General features: G+C 43.9%; 18 protein-coding genes. 14 read left to right on the top strand and 4 right to left on the bottom strand.

Annotation, left to right across the window (positions count from 1 at the left end; all coding sequences use genetic code 11):
- Positions 1-30 precede the first annotated feature (30 nt).
- From HKI82_RS08695 to rne, 3 genes are all read right to left on the bottom strand, one after another.
- Positions 31-906 (bottom strand): DMT family transporter, encoded by an 876-nt coding sequence (locus tag HKI82_RS08695; protein WP_171137768.1) that lies wholly within the window; start codon positions 904-906, stop codon positions 31-33.
- Positions 907-1071: 165 nt separating this feature from the next.
- Entirely contained in the window at positions 1072-2631 is a 1560-nt protein-coding gene (locus HKI82_RS08690) for a SulP family inorganic anion transporter (RefSeq protein WP_171137767.1), read from the bottom strand.
- Between the two features lie 257 nt (positions 2632-2888).
- A complete protein-coding gene (gene rne, locus HKI82_RS08685) occupies positions 2889-5918 on the bottom strand; it encodes a ribonuclease E (RefSeq protein WP_171137766.1) in 3030 nt (1009 codons plus the stop codon).
- A gap of 604 nt (positions 5919-6522) precedes the next feature.
- Here rne and rluC point away from each other — a divergent pair.
- Positions 6523-7473, top strand: coding sequence for a 23S rRNA pseudouridine(955/2504/2580) synthase RluC (gene rluC / locus HKI82_RS08680; protein ID WP_112403919.1), 951 nt, complete (start codon positions 6523-6525; stop codon positions 7471-7473).
- A gap of 51 nt (positions 7474-7524) precedes the next feature.
- Here rluC and HKI82_RS08675 read toward each other — a convergent pair whose 3' ends face one another.
- Positions 7525-8106 carry a Maf family protein gene (locus tag HKI82_RS08675; protein WP_102940773.1) on the bottom strand — a complete coding sequence of 194 codons (582 nt, stop codon included), beginning with the start codon at positions 8104-8106 and terminating at the stop codon, positions 7525-7527.
- A 146-nt stretch (positions 8107-8252) separates the two neighbouring features.
- On the opposite strand from HKI82_RS08675, the gene yceD reads away from it, so the two are divergent.
- The 13 genes from yceD to HKI82_RS08610 all read left to right on the top strand — a co-directional run bounded on the left by yceD (position 8253) and on the right by HKI82_RS08610 (position 18813).
- Positions 8253-8777, top strand: coding sequence for a 23S rRNA accumulation protein YceD (yceD, locus tag HKI82_RS08670; protein ID WP_102940772.1), 525 nt, complete (start codon positions 8253-8255; stop codon positions 8775-8777).
- A 33-nt stretch (positions 8778-8810) separates the two neighbouring features.
- On the top strand, positions 8811-8981 hold the full coding sequence (gene rpmF / locus HKI82_RS08665) for a 50S ribosomal protein L32 (protein ID WP_000290732.1): 171 nt from the start codon (positions 8811-8813) through the stop codon (positions 8979-8981).
- Positions 8982-8990: 9 nt separating this feature from the next.
- Complete coding sequence (gene plsX, locus HKI82_RS08660; RefSeq protein ID WP_112403921.1) at positions 8991-10016, top strand: phosphate acyltransferase PlsX; 1026 nt, start codon at positions 8991-8993, stop codon at positions 10014-10016.
- A gap of 5 nt (positions 10017-10021) precedes the next feature.
- Positions 10022-10972: a beta-ketoacyl-ACP synthase III gene (locus HKI82_RS08655; protein ID WP_171137765.1), complete on the top strand. Its 951-nt coding sequence runs from the start codon at positions 10022-10024 to the stop codon at positions 10970-10972.
- A 100-nt stretch (positions 10973-11072) separates the two neighbouring features.
- The gene (gene fabD, locus HKI82_RS08650; protein WP_042483591.1) at positions 11073-11996 is read left to right on the top strand and encodes an ACP S-malonyltransferase; all 924 of its coding nucleotides are present in this window, start codon (positions 11073-11075) and stop codon (positions 11994-11996) included.
- A 27-nt stretch (positions 11997-12023) separates the two neighbouring features.
- A complete protein-coding gene (fabG, locus tag HKI82_RS08645; RefSeq protein WP_042484141.1) occupies positions 12024-12758 on the top strand; it encodes a 3-oxoacyl-ACP reductase FabG in 735 nt (244 codons plus the stop codon).
- A 232-nt stretch (positions 12759-12990) separates the two neighbouring features.
- A complete protein-coding gene (gene acpP / locus HKI82_RS08640; RefSeq protein ID WP_014204679.1) occupies positions 12991-13224 on the top strand; it encodes an acyl carrier protein in 234 nt (77 codons plus the stop codon).
- A 90-nt stretch (positions 13225-13314) separates the two neighbouring features.
- Positions 13315-14559, top strand: a complete 1245-nt coding sequence (gene fabF, locus HKI82_RS08635) for a beta-ketoacyl-ACP synthase II (RefSeq protein WP_102940910.1) — start codon at positions 13315-13317, stop codon at positions 14557-14559.
- Between the two features lie 79 nt (positions 14560-14638).
- Positions 14639-15442: an aminodeoxychorismate lyase gene (pabC, locus tag HKI82_RS08630; protein ID WP_171137764.1), complete on the top strand. Its 804-nt coding sequence runs from the start codon at positions 14639-14641 to the stop codon at positions 15440-15442.
- Positions 15439-16452, top strand: coding sequence for an endolytic transglycosylase MltG (gene mltG / locus HKI82_RS08625; RefSeq protein ID WP_171137763.1), 1014 nt, complete (start codon positions 15439-15441; stop codon positions 16450-16452). Before pabC ends, mltG begins: the two co-directional genes overlap by 4 nt.
- Complete coding sequence (gene tmk / locus HKI82_RS08620; protein ID WP_102940766.1) at positions 16452-17081, top strand: dTMP kinase; 630 nt, start codon at positions 16452-16454, stop codon at positions 17079-17081. The genes mltG and tmk overlap by 1 nt, the downstream gene beginning before the upstream one ends.
- Positions 17082-17089: 8 nt before the next feature.
- Positions 17090-18055 carry a DNA polymerase III subunit delta' gene (gene holB, locus HKI82_RS08615; protein WP_102940765.1) on the top strand — a complete coding sequence of 322 codons (966 nt, stop codon included), beginning with the start codon at positions 17090-17092 and terminating at the stop codon, positions 18053-18055.
- On the top strand, positions 18046-18813 hold the full coding sequence (locus tag HKI82_RS08610) for a TatD family hydrolase (RefSeq protein ID WP_171137762.1): 768 nt from the start codon (positions 18046-18048) through the stop codon (positions 18811-18813). Before holB ends, HKI82_RS08610 begins: the two co-directional genes overlap by 10 nt.
- The last annotated feature ends 118 nt before the right edge of the window (positions 18814-18931 follow it).

The following is an 18931-nucleotide window of genomic DNA, read 5'->3' as shown; positions in this document are numbered from 1 at the left end:
GGCAATCTGAAGATTGCCTTCTTTTTGGTATTAAGTCCACATGACTAGAATAGCGGCGAGAGCGACAAGAATTAGCCCAAAACCATCTTTGATTCGGACTTTTTGTTTAAGCCAGAGAACAGATATCAACATCGTAAAAAAGATTTCAACCTGCCCTAGAGTTTTCACATAAGGAACCGCTTGCAAAGACATCGCACTGAACCAGCCAATTGAGCCTAGACAACTGGTAAAGCTGGTTAAGAAGACTATTTTAGGTCTGGCGAATAAGGCTTTTAGCGTTTCCACATCTCTGAGGGCTAAATACAAGACTAGAATCAATGTTTGCAGTGAGATGACTAATAACAAAACCCAAGCGGCACCGTAAGGAAAAGGTAATCCTAGAGCGATGCTGGCTTCTCGAACCCATAACGATGTTAACGCGAAAGCACTGCCGCAACTTATCCCCAAAATAACGGTGGAGAAGGATATTTGACGAAAACTGCCTTGAGTACTGAGTAAGAACACACCGATACCGCCTACAAATACCCCGAACCATCCCAATAAAGTCAGGTTAGTGCCGAAGAAAAGCATGCCTAACAATGCGGCAACTAATGCTTCGCTTTTGGCAAGACCAGCTCCTACGGCGTAATTATTAAATTTAAACAGTCTAACCATAAGCGCAGTCGCAACGATTTGCATGGTCGCAGCACCAACAATGTAAGTGATGAAGAGTGAATTAAAGCTGGGTAGAGCAATGGGCTCTATGACATATAAAGCAACTAAGTACAGAGCAGCTATAGGACTTGCCCATAGAAAACGCGCCAAAGTAACACCAGCCGTTTTTACATCACCTGACAAGTGGCTTTGAAAAGCGTTACGCCAAGACTGCATAAAAGCAGCGAATAGAGTGAACAGAATCCATGTCATGATAAGAACATCCAATGGGATAAGAGAAAGTTGTAGAGCCGGTGAGCACCCAAGGCATTCACGGGTATATCACTATGCAATTAATTGGCAGCTATATCAAATGGAGAGATAAGAAAAAGCCTCTCATATGAGAGGCTTAGAAACATTGATTGAAGAAGCTGTCAGTTAGCCTGCAAGCACATCTGTAGCAACTTTATAGCTAGGGTCTTCTTTCACGTTAATTTCGACTAAGCTGCCTGCTTTATGAAGCAAAGCACGACAATCTTGGCTTAAGTGGCGTAAGTGAAGTGTCTTTCCGACAGAAGCGTAGCGCTCCGCCAGAGTTTCAATCGCTTCAATGGCTGAGTGGTCAGCAACACGTGACTGAGCAAAATCGACAATCACATCTTGTGGATCGTTTTGCGCGTCAAATAACTCTAAGAAGTTCGCAGCAGAACCAAAGAAGATAGGGCCATTAACTTTGTAAACTTTAGAACCTTCTTCATTAAGCTGGCTGGTAGCGTAAATATGTTTAGCATGTTCCCAAGCAAACATAAGTGCAGAAGCAATAACACCAACACCGACCGCGATAGCTAAGTCAGTAAACACAGTCACCACCGTTACTAGCACGATGACAAAGAAATCTTGCTTAGGTACACGACGAGCAAGCTTGAATGTTGCCCATTCAAACGTACCGATCACCACCATGAACATCACACCAACCAATGCCGCTAAAGGAATCATTTCAATCAGTGAAGCTGCAAATAGGATAAAGACCAGTAACATCACGGCTGCCACAATGCCTGACAGGCGTCCACGACCACCAGAGTTAATGTTAATCATCGACTGACCGATCATCGCACAACCACCCATAGCGCCAAAGACAGAACAGGTAATGTTTGCAAGACCTTGTCCCATACACTCACGGTTTGACTTACCACGAGTATTGGTCATTTCATCAAGCACTGTCAGTGTTAGTAGTGACTCAATCAAACCTATAGCAGCCAAAATGACAGAATATGGAAGAATGATTTGTAACGTCTCCAGTGTCATAGGGACAACTGGGAAGGCAAACGTTGGCAGTGTACCCGCAAGTGTTGCGCCATCATTACCCGACATCGCGCGCAAGAAGTCGACAACAGTACGCGTTTCTAGTCCAAGCCCTTGAACCAGAAGAGTGACGGTAACAATCGCTGCTAATGAAGATGGAACTGCAGTAGTAATTTTAGGTAGAAAGTGAATGATAGCCATAGTCAAAGCGACTAAACCTAACATCAGGAATAGTTGATCGTTTGGAAGCCATGTGAGCGCACCATTCAAATCGGGTGCTTTGAACTGACCTAACTGTGCTAGGAAGATAACAATAGCTAAGCCATTCACGAAACCGATCATGACAGGGTGAGGAACCATGCGAATGAACTTACCAAGCTTAAATAAACCGGCTGCAATTTGCAGTATTCCCGTAAATAAAATAGCAGCAAACAGATATTGAACGCCGTGGCTTGATACTAAACTGACCATAACAACAGCCATTGCGCCTGTCGCGCCCGAAATCATACCTGGACGACCACCGAAAATAGAAGTCACTAGACCAACTATAAAAGCAGCGTACAAGCCAACCATAGGGTCGACACCGGCTACAAATGCGAATGCAACCGCTTCTGGTACCAGAGCTAAAGCGACAGTAAGACCTGAAAGAACGTCATTTTTTACAGAGTGTTTGGAAAACTGGGGAAATTCAAACATGAGTTGAGTGTTTTTCCTGATAATTAATGGTGAACCGACTTTATCTAAAACGCTCATTGAATCGAAATGGGATGTGCCAAATGAAATGTCATTGGGCAAAAAGGGTATTCAATAGGCTGAACGCGTTAAGCTAAAGATGAAAGGCGGATGCTACAGAATTGTGTGATGAAGTTCAATATTGAACCAATAATCAAGGGCAATGAGTCTGCGGCAGTAATAAAAAAGCCACCCGAAGGTGGCTTTTACGTGGTTTTTAATTAGTAACCTTGAGGTTTCGCCATTGCAGAGCCAGCTTGGTTACGAGCAACTTGGCTACCTGCACCAATAGGTGCGTATCGCTCAGTGCGGAAAGGTGCTGCGTTAACTGCGATTTCTTTCACCTCTTGTGGACCAGAAGCTTTAGTCATTGGTGATGATGCATGACCTTTTGCTGGAGCTGTAACACTCGCTTTCTTCACTGGTTCAACTACTGGTACAGGAATATCAGCCGCTTGCTCTACCACATCTTCCACAACAACTTCAGCTACAGGCGCTTCTGTTGTCGGTTGTTCAATGGTTTCAACTGCTGGGGTTTGTTCCACTTCAGGTTCAGTTACTGGTGCTTGTTCAACAGCAGCTGGTGTAACAACTGTTTCAGCGACAGGTGCTTGTTCAACGACAGGCGTTTGAGCCACTGCTTCTGGAGCTTTCTCAACTGGTGCTTCAGCAACTGCTACTTCACGACGAACAATCACTTTACCCATTGCCATTTCTGGGAATGCGTAGCCACCAAGTACTGGTGTTGATGCAACTGCTTGTTCAATTACCGATTCAACTTGAGGCTGAGCTTTAACTACCGGTTTAGCTAAGTCGTAACGTGGCATTACTTTACCCATAGCCATCTCAGGAGACGCTACACCACCTTTGCGTAGGCGGAATGGGTTAGGGCGACGATCACGACCACGGCGACGACGCTGACCACTTGCTCGCAGGTGGCGAGGTGAACGACGGTTACGACGCTGTTTCTGCTCATCTTGTTGCTCTGCATTGTTATCAGTATCAACATTCGCTTGGGTCAACTCGGCTTTAGGCTCTTGAGTTACAGGTGCTTGAACATCTGCATTCAATGAATTCTCAACGATTTCAGCTTCTTCAGATTGTTGATTGTTCACGCGAACTTGCTTGTTAAGCTTACGGCGTTGACGACGCTCTTTCACTGCAGCCGCTTTGGTTTGTTGAGCTTCGCTCGCTGGCTTCTCAACAACTTCTTGCTGTGCTTCGGCTGCTAGCTGGCGGCCTTCTTGTTGAAGTTTGTTCGACTTCGTTTCATTACGGTCGCGCTTGTTACGGCGCTCTTGCTTAGGCTTACGCTCTTGCTGTTTGCTTTCAGTTGCTGCAAAAGGTTGCTCGCTCTCAACTTTATCGTTCGCCTTATCAGTTGGCTTACGACGATTTCTGTCACGAGAGTTGTTGTTGCGACGTCTATCGTTACGTTCACGACGTTGAGGTTGCTTCTTACGCTCGTTCTCAGCATCGTTCGTTTCTTTAATTTGGCCTTTTTTCTCTTCTTCTGAAGAAGCGAAGATACCAGCTAACGCTTTAAAGAAGCGGCCAATTAGACCTGGTTTTTGTTCTGTAACAACAGCTTCTTTAGGCGCTTCTACTTGTGGTTTTACAACAGGAGCAGGCGCAGATTGAGCTGGTGATGCAAAGCCCTTCAGAGCAGGTTCTTCGATGCGTTTTGGACGGAAATCTTGCTCACCGACTTCTTTGCCTTCTGCTTCTTTTAGCGCTTCAAGCTTTCTTGGGATCAGGTAAGAAAGAATTTCATGCTCTTCACCTTCGCGCACACGAACTACCTCGAAATGAGGTGTTTCCATGTCTGAGTTTGGAACGATAGTAATTCTAACTTCTTGGATACGTTCAATGTGGTTAATTGAACGACGCTTCTCATTCAATAGGTATGAAGCAATCGAAACAGGCACGACAGCCAATACTTGTGCTGTGTTGTCTTTCAATGCTTCTTCTTCGATAAGACGAAGAACCGATAGTGCTAGAGACTCGTTGTCACGCACCACACCCGTGCCCGAACAACGTGGACAAATGTGGTGACTAGCTTCAGCCAGAGAAGGGCTTAGGCGTTGACGAGACATTTCTAGTAGACCAAAGCGAGAAATGCGACCAATTTGTACACGAGCGCGGTCTAGACGAACGGCATCACGTAAGCGGTTTTCTACTTCACGCTGGTGGCGAACTGGAGTCATATCGATAAAGTCGATAACAACTAGACCACCTAAGTCGCGTAGGCGTAATTGACGTGCAATTTCGTCAGCCGCTTCTAGGTTAGTGTTCAGAGCTGTCTCTTCGATATCGCCGCCTTTAGTTGCACGAGCTGAGTTGATATCGATAGAAGTTAGTGCTTCTGTTGGGTCAATAACAATTGAACCACCTGAAGGTAGACGAACTTCGCGTTGGAACGCAGACTCGATTTGGCTCTCGATTTGGAAGTGGCTGAATAGAGGCACTTCGCCTTCGTATTTCTTAACACGGTTTACGAAATCAGGGCGTACCAGACGAATATGGTCAAGAGCACGTTCATAGATAGTGTTGCTATCAATTAAGATTTCACCGATATCACGACGCAAATAGTCACGAATCGCACGTACGATAACGTTACTTTCTTGGTGGATAAGGAATGGTGCAGGGTTCGAATCAGACGCTTGTTTGATTGCAGCCCAGTGGTTCAGTAGAACGTTTAAGTCCCATTCCAACTCTTCACCGTTTTTGCCAACGCCTGCAGTACGGACGATTAGACCCATACCTTGTGGTAATTCTAAAGAGCTCAATGCTGTTTTTAGCTCAGTACGCTCGTCACCTTCGATACGACGGGAGATACCGCCAGCACGAGGGTTGTTAGGCATAAGAACTAAGTAGCTACCAGCTAGAGAGATGAATGTTGTTAGAGCCGCGCCTTTGCTACCACGTTCCTCTTTTTCAACTTGGACGATAACTTCTTGACCTTCTTTAAGCACTTCTTTAATGCTTGGACGGCCTTGATAGGTATAACCTTCTGGGAAGTATTCGCGGGCAATTTCTTTAAGAGGGAGGAAACCGTGTCTTTCAGCGCCGTAATCAACGAAAGCAGCTTCTAGACTTGGTTCAATACGGGTAATACGGCCTTTGTAGATATTCGCTTTTTTAGATTCATGTCCAGGACTTTCGATATCAAGATCGAACAATCGCTGGCCATCAACCAAAGCGACACGCAACTCTTCTTTCTGAGTCGCGTTAATTAGCATTCTTTTCATTTAAAAATCTCGTAATTTTTTCTTTGTTTTGATTATTGTTCTTGTCGCGTTTGGTTCGCTTTCACGGTGCCAGATCCCATGGCTTAATTCATTACAGCCTCCCGGCTGGAGGGATGCTCTGAGGGCACGTCAGTCATCACAAGCATAAGCAGCCTGTGATCCGCATAGAGGCGGATTTACTCATCATGAAAGGCGAAGAGTAGAGCAACAAGAAACCTTAACCTGAAATGTCTTACGCCAATGCAGCACCAAGTTATAGGTTTACTACTCGTTTATTGCTTTAATAAAACGGTAAAAATAGAAACATACCAGTTCAATTATTGCAGGTGTGAACTATAGCAGTGACTGCTAGTCACAGCAATGTGCTTTATTAGAAAGCGCTTAAAAATTTCAAGCCATGTCCAAAAGTGTTTCCTAGTCAGTGTCAAATCTGAACAAAATGGAAGAGAAGTTTGCATTTTATCAATAGCAAACTGTCCAATTTTCGGGCTCAATGAGCAATGTGATGTTTATTTCAACGAGTTATTAAAAAAAAGCATCCGAAAAGCGATTTTTAATCACGAAGAAAATGTGAATTCACGCAGATTCAGTTAGAATAGTTGCCATGAACGAAATCAGAACCCAAGTCCAGTTCATCGACATAGATGAAGATATGGCTGGTCAACGCATCGATAACTTTTTGCGTAACCAATTAAAATCAATTCCTAAAAGCATGGTTTATCGAATCTTGCGAAAGGGTGAAGTGCGCGTAAACAAAAAACGAGTGAAAGCTGAATATAAATTGGAAGCTGGAGACGTAGTTCGTGTGCCACCTGTAACTATCGATGCAAAACCAGAGGAAGCTACGGCCCCAAGTACCAAACTGAACAAAGTTGCGGAACTTGAAGATTGCATTCTCCATGAAGATGACCATGTACTGATCTTGAACAAGCCATCAGGAACTGCTGTGCATGGCGGCAGCGGCCTCAAGTTTGGTGCCATTGAAGCCTTACGTGCGTTGCGTCCGCAAGCTCGTTTTCTGGAGCTGGTACACCGGATTGACCGCGATACATCCGGTATTTTGCTGGTTGCTAAAAAGCGCTCGGCACTTCGTCATCTGCAAGCTCAGTTTCGCGAGAAAACAGTACAGAAATACTATTTTGCTCTGGTGATGGGGGAGTGGGAGAGCAAGTGGAAGGTCGTTAACGCGCCGCTGCTAAAGAACGAAGTGAATAGTATTGTTCGAGTCAATTCAAACGGTAAGCCTTCAGAAACGCGTTTTAAGATCCTTGAAAAGTTTGAACAGGCGACGTTGATTCAAGCGAGCCCAATAACAGGCCGAACTCACCAGATACGCGTTCATACTCAATATATGGGACATCCAATTGCATGGGATGACCGATATGGAGATCGCCGTTTTGATGCATATACTGCCCAATTCGGTATTGACCGTTTGTTCTTACACGCTGCGAACATTCGATTTGTTCATCCAGCGACCGAAGAGCAAATGGAAATTAACGCTCCTCTGGATAGCAAACTTGAGCATGCGCTCACTCAAATGCGCTCAGCCAAATAACAAAAGGCTTGTGATAAACAAGCCTTTTTCAATTTGATAGTTCGATGAAGTTTATAGAACTGTAAAACTTTCGTTTTCGAGCAATTGGATAAGCTTAATAAGTGGAAGACCTACTAATGTATTTGGGTCGTCACCTTCGAGTTTGTCGAATAGGGCAATTCCTAACCCTTCACTTTTAAAACTGCCTGCGCAGTTTAAAGGCATTTCTTTTTCAACATAACGTTCGACCATCTTTTGATTAAGTTGGCGAAAATGCACTGTGAAGGTATCTAGCGTTACCTGACTTTTTTGTGTCTCTGAGTTATATAGCGCTAACCCTGTGTAAAAGGTAATCGCTTTACCACTTTGACTCATCAACTGCTCAATTGCTTTTTGCTTGGTATGCGGTTTACCAACAATTTGTCCGTCAATGACGCAAACTTGATCAGAGCCAACGACTAAACTTGGCGTTTTAACGACACAAGAGCGTGCTTTTTGTTCTGCCAATCTTTGTACTAAAGCTTCAGGCAACTCGTTTGTCTGGGGTGTTTCATCGCAATTGGGCTGTGCGGCAATAAAAGGGATATCGAGCTTTTTCAGCAACTGCTGACGAAAAGGTGAAGTGGAAGCTAAAACTAGTTGGTAATTTTGCATTTTACTTTACAATTATCGTTAAGTTTATGTGCAGCATATAACATTCAATCCTGTTGACCATAATTCTCTCCGTGAAAAGGGAAAAAATTGTATTTTTTACCTTTTTCTTTGACTAAATCTGTTTTGGAAGATAATATTCGCGCCCTATGCAAAAGGTAAAGATACCGCGAACGGTTGATCCGGGCAAAGCGGCTCAAAAACGACTTGATTACGATGGCATCATCCAAATGAGTCTTTTGAAGCGCTTAGAGGAATCAGTCGCTAGCGTAAAACGCGACGCACAAGTCTCATTGTCATTTGGGCTTGATGAACAACAACTCGTAGTTATCTCTGGTAAAGCTAACATCGAAGTTGATTTAGAGTGTCAGCGCTGTAATGAGGTCTTCGCACACGAATGCGAAGTTGAATTCACTTATTCTCCGATTACGGGGAAAAAAAGTGATGAAGAAATTCCCGACGATTACGATTTGGTAGATCTTAATGAGTACGGTGAAGTAGACCTGATTCAGCTAGTTGAAGACGAGTTCATCTTAAGTTTGCCTCAAGTAGCAATGCATGAAGATGCGGATTGCAGCGTTAAATCAGACAATATGGTGTTTGGTGAGATTCCAGAAGAGATTTTGGAAGAAAAACCGAATCCATTCGATGTTTTAAAAAGTTTGAAGAAGTAATTCTTTGAGACCATTAACATAGGAGTAGGGTCAATGGCCGTACAACAAAACCGTAAAACACGTTCACGTCGTGGTATGCGTCGTTCACACGATGCGCTAACTGCAGCTGCACTATCTGTAGACGCGACTTCAGGTGAAACTCACCTACGCCACAACGTAACTGCTGAAGGTTACTACCGTGGTAAAAAGGTTATCAACAAGTAAGGTTGACCTTTGCAAAATTTAACCGTTGCACTTGATGCAATGGGCGGGGATTTCGGTCCTCGCGTAACAGTGCCTGCCGCCGTGCAGGCACTGTCGCATTTCCCAGAGCTAAAAGTGACTCTCATCGGTGATCAAACTGAGATCGCCCAACAACTTTCTTTATTAGGTTACGAACCGAATGCTCGCTTGAGTGTCGTAAATAGTGACCGCGTCATCTCGAATTCAGAAAAACCCTCTTTGGCATTGCGTCACAGTGTTGGCACCTCCATGGGTATGGCTATTGATCTTGTCGCTGACGGTCAAGCTGATGCGTGTGTAAGTGCTGGCAATACCGGTGCATTGATGGCGTTATCCCGTTTTAGGCTTAAACTATTGCCAGGTATTGATCGTCCTGCTTTGGTTTCAGCGTTACCTACCGCATCAGGTGGTAAAACATGGATGCTGGATTTAGGCGCAAATGTTTCTAGTGATGCAGACTCTTTATTTCAATTTGCAGTGATGGGGGCAGCATTAGCTGAGCAACATTTAGGTCGACCTGCTCGTGTAGCGATTTTGAATATCGGTGCGGAAGAGATTAAAGGTAATGATTTAGTTAAACGTTGTGCAGAAATGCTGAGTCAAACACACGCTGTGAATTTTATCGGCTACATTGAAGGGAACCAATTATTAATTGATGCAGCAGATGTTGTCGTATGCGATGGTTTCGTTGGCAATGTTTGTTTGAAAGCCTGTGAAGGAACGGCACAACTTTTTATCGATAGGCTAAAAAATAAGTTTTTAGGCTCATCTATAAAAGGTTGGATTGCGAAAAAGCTGTTTTCTGAACTATTTACTGAGCTAAAAACACTGAACCCCGACCAGTATAACGGTGCAAGTTTGCTAGGATTGCGCGGCATTGTAATAAAAAGTCATGGAAGTGCTGATGTACCCGCTGTCGTTAACGCGATTTCAGAGGCGGTGCATGAAGTTAAACGACAAGTACCCAGCCGTATAAGCGATCGTTTGGAAGCGGTTTTACTCGAGAGGCATTATTAGTCTTCATGTATAGCAAAATTTTAGGTACTGGCAGCTACCTGCCATCTCAGGTGCGTACTAACGCTGATTTAGAGAAAATGGTAGATACTAGTGATGAGTGGATTGTCACTCGTACTGGTATTCGCGAGCGTCGTATTGCAGCTGAAGATGAAACAGTTGCTGATATGGCGTTTTATGCAGCACAAAATGCGATCGAAATGGCGGGCATTGATAAACACGATATCGATCTCATTATCGTCGCGACCACAAGTAGCAGCCATACGTTTCCTTCATCTGCCTGTCAGGTTCAAGGAAAATTGGGTATTAAAGGCTGCCCTGCATTTGACTTAGCAGCAGCGTGTTCTGGCTTTATTTACGCGCTTTCAGTTGCCGATCAGCACATCAAAACTGGCATGTGTAAAAATGCACTGGTTATTGGTGCAGACGCATTGTCAAAAAGCTGTGACCCGACGGATCGCTCAACTATCATTCTATTTGGCGATGCAGCCGGCGCGGTTGTGCTTGGTGCAAGTAAAGAGCCGGGTATTCTTTCAACCCACATCTACTCAGACGGTGAATTCGGTGAATTATTGAGCTTACCTGTGCCTGAGCGTGGCGGTGATGCAGACAAATGGTTGTACATGGCTGGTAATGAAGTCTTTAAAGTGGCGGTGACTCAGTTGTCTAAGCTGGTTAAAGATACGTTAGAAGCAAACAACATGCACAAGTCTGAGTTGGATTGGCTGGTTCCGCATCAAGCGAACTACCGCATTATTTCTGCGACAGCGAAAAAACTCTCTATGTCTCTAGACCAAGTAGTATTAACTTTGGATAAACACGGTAATACTTCGGCGGCAACTGTTCCAACTGCGCTTGATGAAGCGGTTCGTGACGGTCGTATCAAACGTGGTCAAAACTTATTATTAGAAGCTTTTGGTGGCGGTTTCACCTGGGGCTCAGCTTTAGTTAAATTTTAACAACGTTACATTATCACCATTCGGTTTTTGTAATAATTAAACGTTACTATAGTCTTTAAGGCGTTGAAATAACGCCTTAATCATTTTTGAGGAAACAGCAATGAGCAAGTTTGCTATCGTATTTCCAGGTCAAGGTTCTCAAGCTATCGGTATGCTTGCAGAGCTCGCACAGCAGTATGATGTAGTTAACCAAACTTTTGCAGAAGCATCTGATGCATTGGGATATGATCTGTGGGCGTTGGTTCAAAACGGCCCTGTTGAAGATCTAAACCAAACTTTCCGTACACAGCCTGCATTACTTGCAGCGTCTGTTGCAATTTGGCGAGTGTGGCAAGAACTTGGCTTGGAACAGCCATCGGTTCTTGCAGGTCACAGCTTGGGTGAGTATTCAGCATTAGTCTGTGCAGGTGTTATTGACTTCAAACAAGCGATCAGCTTAGTTGAGCTTCGTGGTAAAGCGATGCAAGACGCCGTTCCTGCTGGTACTGGTGCAATGTATGCGATCATCGGTCTTGATGATGAAGCGATTGCTAAAGCTTGTGAAGATGCGGCGCAGGGTGAAGTGGTTTCTCCAGTAAACTTCAACTCGCCAGGCCAAGTTGTGATTGCTGGCCAAAAAGACGCAGTTGAACGCGCTGGTATACTGTGTAAAGAAGCTGGTGCTAAACGTGCGTTGCCTCTACCTGTTTCGGTTCCTTCACATTGCGCATTAATGAAGCCAGCGGCTGAACGTTTAGCTGCAGCATTAGCGGAAATCGAATTCAATGCACCTCAAATCCCAGTAATTAATAATGTGGATGTTGTTGCTGAAACCGATCCTGCGAAAATTAAAGATGCACTTGTTCGTCAGCTATACAGCCCAGTACGCTGGACTGAAGGCGTAGAGAAAATGAGTGAACAGGGCGTTGAGAAATTACTAGAAATGGGTCCAGGTAAAGTTCTGACTGGCCTAACTAAACGTATTGTAAAAACCTTAGACGCAGCAGCAGTGAACGATATTGCTTCACTAGAAGCAGCTAAGTAAATATAGGAACCAAACATGAGTCAATTCATGAGTTTAGAAGGCAAAGTTGCACTAGTTACTGGTGCAAGCCGTGGTATTGGTAAAGCTATCGCTGAACTATTTGTAGAACGTGGTGCCACAGTAATTGGTACTGCAACTAGCGAGAGCGGCGCGCAAGCAATCAGCGCTTATCTTGGCGATAACGGTAAGGGTTTAGCTCTTAACGTTACAGATGCAGAATCTATTGAGACAGTATTGAAAGCAATCAACGATGAGTTTGGTGCAATCGATATTCTAGTGAACAACGCAGGTATCACTCGTGATAACTTGTTGATGCGTATGAAAGACGATGAATGGTCAGATATCTTAGATACTAACCTGACTTCTATCTTCCGTATGTCGAAAGCTGTACTACGTGGCATGATGAAAAAGCGTAATGGCCGCATCATCAACGTAGGTTCTGTAGTCGGTACTATGGGTAACGCTGGACAAGCAAACTATGCAGCAGCAAAAGCAGGCGTGATTGGTTTTACTAAATCAATGGCGCGTGAAGTTGCTTCTCGTGGTGTGACAGTAAACACCGTTGCTCCAGGTTTTATCGAAACAGATATGACAAAAGCACTGAATGATGAGCAACGTGCTGCTACACTTGCACAAGTACCAGCTGGTCGTTTAGGTGATCCACGTGAAATTGCTTCTGCAGTTGCATTTTTGGCTTCACCAGAAGGCGCTTATATTACGGGCGAAACTTTGCACGTAAATGGCGGCATGTATATGGTTTAATGCCATTTTTGTGCTAAGTTGGAAACAGAGTTTTAATTGTGAGCAACTTTGTACATTAATTGATATAAAAATGCGCAACATTTGTGCATGATATATGTCAAAAATGGTGTGAATTTCGGTTAAAATCGCCAATTTTGTGGTTTGACCAGCAAGGACCCCCTTGCAACTTTCCCTAGTTAGAATAAACTACGGAATCATCGCATTAGGCGAAATCTGTAAAGGAAAAGAAAAAATGAGCAACATCGAAGAACGCGTAAAGAAAATCATTGTTGAACAGCTAGGTGTAGACGAAGCAGAAGTTAAAAACGAAGCTTCTTTCGTTGAAGATCTAGGTGCGGATTCTCTAGACACTGTAGAACTAGTTATGGCTCTAGAAGAAGAATTTGACACTGAGATTCCTGATGAAGAAGCAGAGAAAATCACTACTGTTCAAGCTGCGATCGACTACGTAAACAGCGCTCAGTAATGTCTCTTCCCAGGCGGTCATCTGACCGCCTGAGTTTTTCTCAATCATCTTTACCTCTCATAGAATTTTCAATTCCCGGAGAATATGATCGTGTCCAAGCGTCGTGTCGTTGTCACTGGCATGGGTATGTTGTCACCAGTGGGCAACACAGTAGAATCTTCTTGGAAAGCCCTGCTAGCTGGTCAAAGTGGTATTGTTAATATCGAACACTTTGATACAACCAATTTTTCAACTCGTTTCGCAGGTCTAGTTAAAGACTTTAATTGCGAAGATTACATGTCTAAAAAAGAAGCCCGCAAGATGGATTTGTTTATCCAATATGGTATTGCTGCGGGTATTCAAGCATTAGACGATTCTGGTTTATCGATCACTGAAGAAAATGCTCCACGTGTTGGTGTTGCTATTGGTTCAGGTATCGGTGGTCTAGAACTTATTGAAAGTGGCCATTGCTCACTTTTAGAGAAAGGCCCACGTAAAGTTAGCCCATTCTTTGTACCATCAACCATCGTAAACATGATTGCTGGTAACTTATCTATTATGCGTGGTCTACGTGGTCCAAACATCGCTATTTCAACAGCATGTACGACTGGCTTGCACAATATTGGTCATGCAGCTCGTATGATTGCATACGGTGATGCAGAGGCTATGGTTGCTGGTGGTGCAGAAAAAGCATCAACGCCGCTAGGTATGGCTGGTTTCGGTGCCGCAAAAGCGTTGTCGACTCGTAACGATGAACCTCAAAAAGCTTCTCGCCCTTGGGACAAAGACCGTGACGGTTTTGTACTAGGCGATGGTGCAGGCATCATGGTACTTGAAGAGTACGAACATGCTAAAGCTCGTGGCGCTAAAATTTATGCAGAAGTTGTTGGCTTCGGTATGTCTGGTGATGCTTATCACATGACTTCACCAAGCGAAGACGGTTCTGGTGGCGCGCTAGCTATGGAAGCGGCAATGCGTGATGCAGGCCTAACTGGTGTTCAAATCGGTTATGTGAATGCGCACGGTACATCGACTCCTGCTGGTGACGTTGCTGAAGTGAAAGGCATCAAACGTGCTTTAGGCGAAGAAGGTTCGAAACAAGTTCTTATCTCTTCTACTAAGTCAATGACTGGCCACCTATTAGGTGCAGCGGGTTCTGTTGAAGCTATCATCACAGTTATGTCGCTAGTTGATCAAATGGTTCCACCAACAATTAACCTTGAAAACCAAGAAGAAGGTTTAGACGTTGACCTTGTTCCAAACACTGCACGTAAAGTGGAAGGTATGGAATACGCAATGTGTAACTCGTTTGGTTTTGGTGGCACAAACGGATCATTGATCTTTAAACGCGTATAAAGTTCATTGAACTGTACTTGTTTTGAAACGGCTTGATGCTTAGCATTAGGCCGTTTCTTTATTTTCAGGGAGCGGAAATATGTTTTGGATAAATGGTGAGCAGAGTGATCTAGTTTCAGTCAGTGATCGCTCATTTCAATACGGTGATGGATGCTTTACAACTATGTTGGTCAAGCAAGGCAGAATTCAACATTGGCAATATCATCTAGACCGTATGGAAGCGTGCTTGAAAGTCCTAGATATTCCCTTTCCCGATTGGCCGCAAGTTGAACAATGGTTGGAACAAGCTCTTCTTTCCGATGAGAAATCTGGCCTTAAGTTGCATATTACCCGAGGTACAGGTGGGCGAGGTTACAGTCCTGCTCAAACTACGCAACCTAACGTTACGATTAGCAACTTTTCTTTTCCCTCTCACTATGCACAATGGCAAGCCGAAGGTTTACCGCTTGGTATTTGTTCGAAGCGCATGGGCTTAAATCCTATGCTTGCAGGGCACAAACACAACAACCGACTTGAGCAGGTTCTACTCAAAAGTGAAATGGATTTGGCTGGCTATCTCGATGGTTTATGTCTCGATATTCATGGGCATATTGTAGAGACCACCGCCGCCAATGTTTTTTGGGTAAAAGGTGCTACTTTGTATACGCCTTCTCTAAAAAATGCAGGTGTTTCAGGTGTGGCCCGCAGAATTATATTAGAATACGCCCAGCAACTTAATTTGAAAGTGGTGAAAGGTGATTTTGAACTCGATCATCTTGATAATGCCGAAGAAGTATTTATCTCTAACTCACTGTTAGAGATCGCACCTGTGGTCCAAATATCGGAGCGTAAGTACTCTATTGGACAACAGACGCTAAGAATTCAGGAGAAATTTAATTCGTGATTAAAAAGTTATCTTTTCTATTGGTCGTTCTTTTTCTGTGTGTAGCTGGTACCTATTTTTATGTACAAAGTGAAGTAAACAGCTATCTTGCCCAACCGTTAAAAATAGAAGAGCCGCAAATCGTCACTATTCAAAGTGGCACCAGTTTAAATCGTGCGATGTCAATGCTAGTAGAAAAGAACTGGATCGAGACAACGCCTTTTACTTCTCTAATCCACCGCTTGCACCCTGAACTCGCTGGCTTAAAGGCGGGGACTTTCCAGCTCACACCAGATATGACTTTAAACCAAGCGTTGAATCTAGTGATTTCAGGAAAAGAGCATCAGTTTGCTATCACTTTTGTAGAGGGTAGCCGTTTCTCTGAATGGAGAGATATCCTTGCGAACAACCCTTACCTGAAACACACATTAGATGGAGTATCAGAAAAGGAGATTGCTCAAAAGTTAGGGATTGAGCGTGACAAACTGGAAGGCTTGTTTCTTGCGGAAACTTACCATTTTACTCATGGAGCGAGTGACTTAGATATTTTGAAGCGTGCGCATATCAAACTGAATGACATTCTTAATGCTGAGTGGGACAAACGACAAACTGGTTTGCCTCTGAAATCGTCATACGAAGCGCTGATTTTGGCCTCAATCATTGAAAAAGAAACCGCAGTTGAAGATGAGAGAACACAGATCTCATCGGTATTTGTTAATCGACTTAACAAGCGCATGCGGCTCCAAACTGACCCTACTGTGATCTATGGTATGGGTGAAAATTATGACGGGAATATTCGCAAGAAAGATTTGAAAGCGCCTACACCCTATAACACCTATGTGATTTTTGGCCTACCACCAACGCCTATTGCTATGGCTGGCCCTGCTTCAATCAATGCAGCTCTAAACCCAGACCAAAGCAGTTATTTGTACTTTGTTGCCAGTGGTAATGGTGGTCATGTATTTTCTAAGACACTCGCAGAGCATAACCGCGCAGTACGCGCCTATCTAAAACAGATTCGTAACCAATAATGAACTCAAAATTTATCGTAGTAGAAGGCCTAGAAGGGGCTGGTAAAAGTACCGCTATTCAAGCGATTGTAGAAACCTTACATGAATTTGGTGTTGACCAAATTACGCGTACTCGCGAGCCTGGTGGCACTGTACTGGCAGAGAAAATGCGTGAGTTGGTTAAGCAAGAGCACGAAGGTGAAGTTCTGCAAGACATGACTGAACTGCTTTTGATGTATGCCGCTCGCGTTCAGCTAGTTGAGAATGTTATAAAGCCAGCTCTAGAGAAAGGAAGTTGGGTTGTTGGAGATCGCCATGATATGTCTTCTCAGGCGTATCAGGGGGGCGGTCGCCAAATCTCACGTCAAACCATGCAAAGTTTGAAACAAACGACTCTGGGTGACTTCAAGCCTGATTTAACTCTTTATCTTGATATTGATCCTAAAGTCGGTCTTGAGCGCGCTCGCGGACGTGGCGAGCTTGACCGTATTGAGAAAATGGATATCAGTTTTTTTGAGCGCACAAGAGCACGATACCTTGAAATAGCCGGTTCAGACGATTCGGTTATTGTCGTAAACGCAGAGCAAACCATAGACAAAGTGGCACAGGATATTAAGGCTGCGCTACAACAATGGTTGAAGAACGTCTAGGGAGCAATATGCGAGAACTCCATTCTTGGTTACAAAGCAGTTGGGATAACTGGAAGCATCAGCTAGACAATAACAGCTTCGCTTCGGCTACCTTGCTGTCATCTTCTCCCGGTTTAGAAACGTTTCAGTTGGCCGAGCAGTTTGCTCGTTCATTGATGTGTAGCACTTCCAACAGTGAACCTTGTGGTTTTTGTCATGGCTGCGATTTAATGCAATCGGGTACTCACCCAGATTACCATGTCGTAAAGCCGGAGAAGGAAGGGAAGGCGATTACAGTAGAGCAGATACGCCAGTGTAATCGTATTGCTCAGGAGTCCTCCCAGCTCTCAGGTTATCGCCTGTTTGTAATTGAACCTGCCGAGGCAATGAACGAGTCTGCTGCTAACGCTTTATTGAAAACACTCGAAGAGCCGCCAGAGAAGTGCGTGTTTGTTCTCATTGCTTCCAAAGCCAGTGCCTTGTTGCCTACTATTGTGAGTCGATGTCAGCAAGTTACGATTCCCGATCCGCAATCTTCTGTTGTCACTCAGTGGCTACAGAATGAATTGGGTGAGCAGGTTCCGCCTTATGTTGCTCATATTAATGGTGATGCACCAGTACAGACTAAAGCTTTTATTCAGGCCAGTGATTTAGAGGTGTATAAGTCTATTGAAGAGAGCCTGATTGCTGCGGTTCAAGGCAATACGGAAGCTGCGCTCAAATGCGCGAGCAAACTGAATGAGTCACCAGTTGTGCGCTTAACTTGGCTTTGGTACTTACTTACTGATGCTCAAAAAGCTCATTTTGGTGTTGTCCAGCCAAACTTTACTCCCGGTTGTCATACTCTATCGTCAGTATTGAGCTATGTTGTTTTAGAAAAGCAAAGTTCAGAACTTGCCACTTTAATTGAAAAGCTACGCCATTTCACTGGTCTAAACAGCGAGCTTTTAATTATGGATTGGATATTTAAATTTAACGAGGAAACATGTTTGTAGATTCTCACTGCCATCTGGATAAACTGGATTATCAAGATTTACACACGGATATATCGGATGTCGTGAACAAAGCCGCTCAAGCGAATGTAAAACAGCTATTGTCGGTTGGAGTTACGCTTGATTCTTTCCCGGACATGATTGAAATGATCACGCCATTTGAAAATGTCCATGCCTCTTGTGGTGTTCATCCATTAGATGTAGAGAGTGAGTTTGCACTAGATAAGTTCCACGAATATGCGAAACACCCTAAGGTGGTTGCGATAGGTGAAACTGGTTTGGATTATCATTACCAGCCAGAAACAGCAGAGTTGCAGAAATTACGTTTTTCCCAGCAAATCGAAACCGCGGTTGCACTTAATAAGCCGCTGATTATTCATACTCGCAATGCGCGAAAAGACACCTTAGAGATGCTAAAACAAGGTGGAGCAGAGCGTTGTGGTGGCGTGATCCACTGTTTCACTGAAGATCTCGCTTTTGCGGAAGCGGCTATGGATTTGGGTTTTTACATTTCTATCTCAGGGATTGTTACTTTCAGACAAGCAACAGAACTGAAGGAAGTAGTGAAAGCTCTGCCGATAGAACGCTTGCTGATTGAAACGGACTCTCCATATCTTGCTCCCGTTCCACATCGTGGAAAGGAGAATCAACCAGCTTATGTTGTTGAGGTTGCCGCTTACATTGCTCAGTTAAAAGGGTGCTCACTTTCTGAAATCGCTGAAAAAACAACCCAAAACTACCAAGATCTTTTTTTGCGATAGAAATCAACATTTGATTTAAAAAGGAGCGATTGCTCCTTTTTTTATTGAAAAATTTAGATGATCGTAAAAATAATTATGTTGTTTACTAAATCTGTTGATTTTGAGAGGCAAAAACAAA

Origin of the sequence: Vibrio plantisponsor (assembly GCF_013041605.1) — a bacterium.
In the GTDB taxonomy this organism is placed as follows: Bacteria; Pseudomonadota; Gammaproteobacteria; order Enterobacterales; family Vibrionaceae; genus Vibrio; species Vibrio plantisponsor.
The sequence above is the reverse complement of the archived record's forward strand: the minus strand, read 5'-3'. Positions and strand labels throughout refer to the sequence as shown.